Origin of the sequence: Azospirillum sp. (assembly GCF_035627195.1) — a bacterium.
In the GTDB taxonomy this organism is placed as follows: Bacteria; Pseudomonadota; Alphaproteobacteria; order Azospirillales; family Azospirillaceae; genus Azospirillum.
On the sequence record NZ_DASPMG010000370.1, the window covers coordinates 1 to 5,487 of the forward strand.

5 protein-coding genes and 1 pseudogene are annotated in these 5,487 nt (G+C 70.1%); all 6 read right to left on the minus strand.

Features of this window, described 5'->3' with window-relative positions; all coding sequences use genetic code 11:
• A pseudogene (locus VED21_RS32585) lies at positions 1-921 on the minus strand (RNA helicase); the annotation flags it as partial.
• 1 nt (position 922) lies between these two features.
• Positions 923-2,446 carry a L,D-transpeptidase family protein gene (locus tag VED21_RS32590; RefSeq protein ID WP_324889991.1) on the minus strand — a complete coding sequence of 508 codons (1,524 nt, stop codon included), beginning with the start codon at positions 2,444-2,446 and terminating at the stop codon, positions 923-925.
• Positions 2,447-2,612: 166 nt separating this feature from the next.
• The gene (locus tag VED21_RS32595) at positions 2,613-2,990 is read right to left on the minus strand and encodes a hypothetical protein (protein WP_324889993.1); all 378 of its coding nucleotides are present in this window, start codon (positions 2,988-2,990) and stop codon (positions 2,613-2,615) included.
• A 34-nt stretch (positions 2,991-3,024) separates the two neighbouring features.
• Positions 3,025-3,342 carry a hypothetical protein gene (locus tag VED21_RS32600; protein ID WP_324889994.1) on the minus strand — a complete coding sequence of 106 codons (318 nt, stop codon included), beginning with the start codon at positions 3,340-3,342 and terminating at the stop codon, positions 3,025-3,027.
• Between the two features lies 1 nt (position 3,343).
• A complete protein-coding gene (locus tag VED21_RS32605) occupies positions 3,344-3,670 on the minus strand; it encodes a YggT family protein (protein ID WP_324889996.1) in 327 nt (108 codons plus the stop codon).
• Positions 3,671-3,748: 78 nt separating this feature from the next.
• The coding region (locus VED21_RS32610) for a sodium:solute symporter family protein (RefSeq protein WP_324889998.1) at positions 3,749-5,487 on the minus strand (1,739 nt) is incomplete at its 5' end.

Genomic DNA, 5,487 nt, shown 5'->3' on the forward strand with positions numbered 1-5,487 from the left:
CTCTTCGCCCGTCAGAAGCGTGGCCGGCGTGCCCTCGGCGTTCAGCCGCTCCATCACCTCCAACGCCAGCAGGCGCAAGGGGGCAAGGTACACGCCGTCGCGCGCCCCTTTCAGTGCCTCGATCGCCCGGTGCGTCTTGCCGGAGTTGGTGGGGCCGGTCACCAGCACCAGCCGCCGTCCCATGCCGCGCGCCACCGGGAACAGCCGCTCGAACCGGGCGAAGTCGAAATGCCGGTCCACGTAGGCGCGCCCCCGCGCCTCCGCCCGCTCTCGCCGCCACGTGTCGAACTCCCGCTCCCAGCGGGCCAGCAGCTCGTCCACGCCGGTGCGGTTGCGCGCCGCGCGCGCCAGCCGGTCGGCGAAGGCCTCGAAGGTCCAGGCGTCGGCCGCGTCCGCGCAGTCCCCGGCGTAGGCGCGCAGCCGCGCCGCCACGCGCGACAGCGCCTCGTCCATGGCGGACGCCAGCTGCGGGTCGCCGTCCAGGCGTCGAGCCAGTTCCTCGTCGCCCAGGTCCGCCAGTTCCAGGACGTCGACGCTGCGGGAGATCTGCAGGCGCACCGGCGGCGACAGGCCGGGCCAGGGCAGCTCGTCGCTCAGCACCGCGCGTACGCGGGTGCGGTCCTCGGCCGGCTGCAGGGCCACGTGCCGCCCCTCCAGCGCCCGGCGGCCCTGCGCCAGCAGGGCGTCGCGGCGGCGGGCCCGGTCGACCTGCCCCAGGATCTCCATCACGATGGCGTCGCGCCGGTCGCCCGGCACCAGCAGGTCACGCCGCCCCTTGGGCAGCGGCAGGCCCAGGGGCACCAGGCCCTTTCCCTCCGCCTGCTCGATCCGCGCCACTCCGGCGGCGGCCAGGGTCACCACCTCCGGGTGCGCGGACGCCAGGGCGTGGACGAGGTGCGGATCGGCGGCCTCTTCGGTCACGTCACATCCGGTGCGAGAACGGCCCGCTCTGGCTTTCCGGCGCCGCCGCCGGCACCACCGGGTTGGCGGGCGCCTTCACCGGCGTTGGCTTGACCTGCAGCGTCTTGGGTTGAAGCGCCTTCGTGTCGACGGTCTTGGGCTTCGGCGTGACCGCGGCCACAGGGGTAGTGGCCGGCATCCCCGACGCGTCGTCGTAGATGTCGGGGTGCACGCGCACGGTGCCGTCGGCCTCGACCGACGCGGTCCAGTAGACGAAGCGCACGGCCACCGCCTTGGGCAGCGCGATGGTCTTCGTCTCGCCGCTCTCCAACTGCCGGTCGATGTCCGCCGTGCCGATCTTCTTGGACGCCAACAGAGTCTCCGCCATGCCACGCGCATCGGCCAGCCGCACGCAGCCCGAACTGGCGGCGCGCACGTCGCGGTCGAACAGCTTGGGGTCGTTGGTGCCGTGCAGGAAGATGCCTTCGCCGTTGGTCAGGTTGAAGCGGAAGCGGCCCAGCGCGTTGTCGTCGCCGGGGCGCTGGACGATGCGGATGCGCTCTGGGCTCACCGACCACCAGTTGATCGTCTCCGGCACCACTTCCGAGCCGTCCAGGTAGACGATGGCGTTCTTGATGCCGGTGTTGCCCTTCTTGCGCAGGATCGGCAGCTTGTCCTCCACCAGCACGGTGGGCGGCACGGTCCAGGTCGGGTTGACCGTGATGCTGGTGATGCGGTCCTCCATCAGCGGCGTCTGCCGCGACGGCCGGCCGACCACCGCGCGCATGGCCAGCGCCACCTTGCCGCGGTCGATGTAGGTCACCGTCTGGCTGGGCAGGTTGACCAGCACCACCGTGTCCGGAACCGAGGCCTGGAAGGCCCGCATCGCCGCCGACGCGCGGCGCATCAGCGCTGCCGCCTGCGCCGGGGTGCGGTCCAGCGCCAGCCGCGTCACCTCGCCCACCTTGCCGTCCGGCATCAGCCCTTCCGAGATCTGGAAGGCGCGCACTGCCACCTCGATGGTGTCGCCGTAGGCGTCGCTCCACTGGTCCTCGCGCAGGAAGCCCAGCTCGATCAGGCGCGACGACAGCCGGCCGATGCGGTCGGCCGAGGCCGAACGCACGAACATCGGCGGTGCCGGCAGGTCGATAACCGGCACCGGCGCCGCCGCGGGCATCGGGGCCGGTGCCACGGCCACCGGAACGTCGACCAGAGCCGGGGGCGCACCGTCCGGTGTCGCCACCGGGGCCGGCGACGCGGCCGCCGGCTGCGGCGCGGGCGACGCCGGGGGCGGCACCTCGATCATGCCGCCGTCGCCCTTCTTGAGGACGATACCGCCGCCGACACGCGTGGCCTTCACCTTCGGCGCGTTCTCCAGTTCAGCCGCGCGTTCGTCCAGCCGCGCGCTCCACGCCGTGACCACGTCGCGGGCACCGGCTGCCCAGGACGGGCCGGTACCGGCGACGATCAGCACACCCGCGAGGGCGGCGATCCATCCGGCGAGGGGACGACGGGCGGCGGGGCGGAGGAGTTCAGGATTCGACATCGGCCGTGTGTTCCGGACAAGCAAGCCGCCCCCCGCCGTCCGCGGCGGGGAGCCGGAACGGGACTGTTGCGGCAACCCCGCCGCAACTCAAGCGACATTTCCGGTCCACAGGGGTGCGCAATTTCGGCAGCCCCACCGAACCCTTCGCAAATCGGGCTACCCCCTTCTAGGTCGCCACGGCCATCAGCCCGAAGCTGAACACCCACAGCCCGGCCGAGGCGGCACCGGTGACGCGGGCGTAGCGCAGGTAGGCCTCCTTCAGCGTGCCCATCAGGATGCGCTGGGCGTGCGGCTCGGCAGGACGCTTGTCCTTGTCCAGCATCATCCACAGCTCGGTCGTCTTGGGCGAACGCTGCATGCTCCGGCTGGCCTTCAGAAGCAGGATGCAGCCCATCAGCGAGGTCAGGATCGCTCCCGACTCGAACGACAGCAGGGGATCGTAGCTCAAGCCCACCATCACCGCGCCGATCGCCAGCCCGCCGAACCCACACCCGCGCCGCACCGACAGATCGGCGCACGCCTCGATGAAACCCAGGGAAGCCATGGTGCCGCCACCTTCAACCGTTCATGCCACCCGTTCACGCCAAGGCGGCGAGCGTGATGCCCGCCGGCAGGGAGAGAACAACGGCGCCGGCCAACCATATCCACAGGCTCGTCACATCGGTGTCCGCGGCGCCGGACAGCCGTTCGTATACCGCGGCCGGCACCCCGCTGAACAGGAGCGTCAATGTCGCAAGGGTGAGCGAACTCACATAGAACACCGCGCCGGGCACGCCCAGCACGAACCCCGGCATCCACAACGGCGCCGTCCGCCAGAACAGGACGACCAGCGGCGAGAAGATGCCGTTCACAAGGCACACGGCCAGCAGGGCGAAGATCAGGTGGCGGCGTTCCATCTCACCCTCCCCCGGCCGCCGCGCTCAGCGTCGGCACCATGCCGGCCGACAGCATGGCCAGCGACGTTCCGATGCGCAGCACGAAGATCCACACCGCCGCGATGGGCGCCAGCAGGATCGGCGGCACCATGCGTGGCGTGATGGCCGCCGCCGCCCTCACCGCCCAGTCGGTAATCCAGCGGAAGGCCCGCCAGATGTACAGTGTCGAGTCCGGCGGCACGAAGAAGCTCAGCAGGAACCGGCCCAGGCATGTCCATGCCACCGCCGACAGCACGTAGGTGACGATCCAGAACGGCAGGTGGCCGAGAAGGAAATCGGGCTGCGTCATGCGCGCGTACCGCCTTTCGTGGAAAGGAAGCGGCGAGGCCCCGCGGAGAAGGGCCCCGCCGCACAGGCCTGCTTCCCGCTACTCCGTGGCCGGGCCGCCGGCGAGGCGGACCTCGCCGCGCGGGACGCGGATGGAGTCGATGAAGTCCTGCATCTCGCGCGACGGCTGCCGGGTGAACTGGCTGACCACGTAGATCACCAGGAACGACAGCGGCACGCCGAACAGGCCGCCGGAGATGTTGTTGATGCCCCACAGCCGCGCCACGTCGCGGCCGCGCGCCTTGACGATGTCCGCGGCACCCGACCCGAAGATCGTGTTGGCGAACTCGACGAAACTGGGGCCCCAGAACTCCGTCCAGATCAGGTACACGAAGGTCACGCCGAAGCCGACGATCATGCCCCAGCACGCCGCCGCGTTGGTCGTCTTCTTGAACCAGATGCCCATCACCAGCGCCGCGAACAGCCCGCCCGCGGCGATGGAGAAGGCCCACGCCACCAGGAACAGGATGTTGCCGCCGATGGACCCGGCCACCCACGCGGCGACCAGCGCCACGCCGATGAGGATGACGCGGGCGGTGACGAGGCGCCGCTTGGCGTCGGCCTTCGGGTCGATCATGCGGAAATAGACGTCGTGGCTGAGCGCGTTGGCGATCGCCAGCAGCAGGCCGTCGGCGGTGGACAGCGCCGCGGCGAGGCCGCCGGCCGCCACCAGCCCGGCGATGACGTACGGCAGGCCGGCGATCTCCGGCGTCGCCAGCACGACCGCGTCCGGGTGGATGGTGAACTCGGCGAGTTGCAGGATGCCGTCGGTGTTGACGTCCTTGATGGTGACCAGACCGACCTGCGCCCACGCCTGCACCCAGCCCGGCAGCGACGCGATCGACTGGCCGATGACGTTCTGGTAGACCTCCAGCTTGGCGAAGGCCGCGTAGGCCGGCGCCGTGAAGTACAGCAGGAAGATGAAGAACAGGCTCCACGCCACCGACTTGCGGGCGTCGCGCACGCTCGGCGTGGTGAAGTAGCGCATGAGGATGTGCGGCAGCGACGCCGTGCCGACCATCAGACAGAAGATCAGCGCGAAGTAGTTGATCGCCGCGTTCCACGAGAAGGCGCCCTTGGCATCGACGAACGCCGCCGCGTGGTGCTTGGTGATGCCGAGCTGGTTCTCCAGCGCGGTGATCTTGTCGATCGCCTCGCCGTACATGAGCTGCGGGATCGGCACGCCGGTCACCTTGGCCGACAGCAGCACCACCGGGATCAGGTAGGCGACGATCAGGATGATGTACTGCGCCACCTGCGTCCAGGTCACCGCCCGCATGCCGCCGAGCATCGAGCAGACCAGGATGCCCGCCAGACCGACGAACACCGCGATCTCGAACGAGATGCCGAGGAAGCGCGAGGCGATGATGCCGACGCCGACGATCTGCGCCACGACGTAGACGAACGACGCGGTGATCAGCACGACGACGCCGAGCAGGCGCGGGAAGTTGCCGCCGTAGCGGGCGCCCAGGAAGTCCGGCACCGTGTACTGGCCGAACTTGCGCAGGTACGGCGCCAGCAAGACCGCGACCAGCACGTAGCCGCCGGTCCAGCCCAGCACGAAGGCGAGGCCGTCATAGCCCAGCAGGTAGAGCGAGCCGGCCATGCCGATGAAGGAGGCTGCCGACATCCAGTCGGAGCCGGTGGCCATACCGTTATAGAAGGCAGGCACCTTGCGGCCGGCGACGTAGTATTCGCCCATTTCGGCCGTGCGCGAGATCACGCCGATCAGCGCATACACGCCGATCGTCATGAACACGAACAGGTAGCCGATCACCT

Excerpts from the sequence above, each read along its gene's own strand:
- VED21_RS32590 (WP_324889991.1), bottom strand. The coding sequence starts at position 2,446 with ATGTCGAATCCTGAACTCCTCCGCCCCGCCGCCCGTCGTCCCCTCGCC.
- VED21_RS32605 (WP_324889996.1), bottom strand. The coding sequence starts at position 3,670 with ATGACGCAGCCCGATTTCCTTCTCGGCCACCTGCCGTTCTGGATCGTC.
- VED21_RS32600 (WP_324889994.1), bottom strand. The coding sequence starts at position 3,342 with ATGGAACGCCGCCACCTGATCTTCGCCCTGCTGGCCGTGTGCCTTGTG.
- VED21_RS32595 (WP_324889993.1), bottom strand. The coding sequence starts at position 2,990 with ATGGCTTCCCTGGGTTTCATCGAGGCGTGCGCCGATCTGTCGGTGCGG.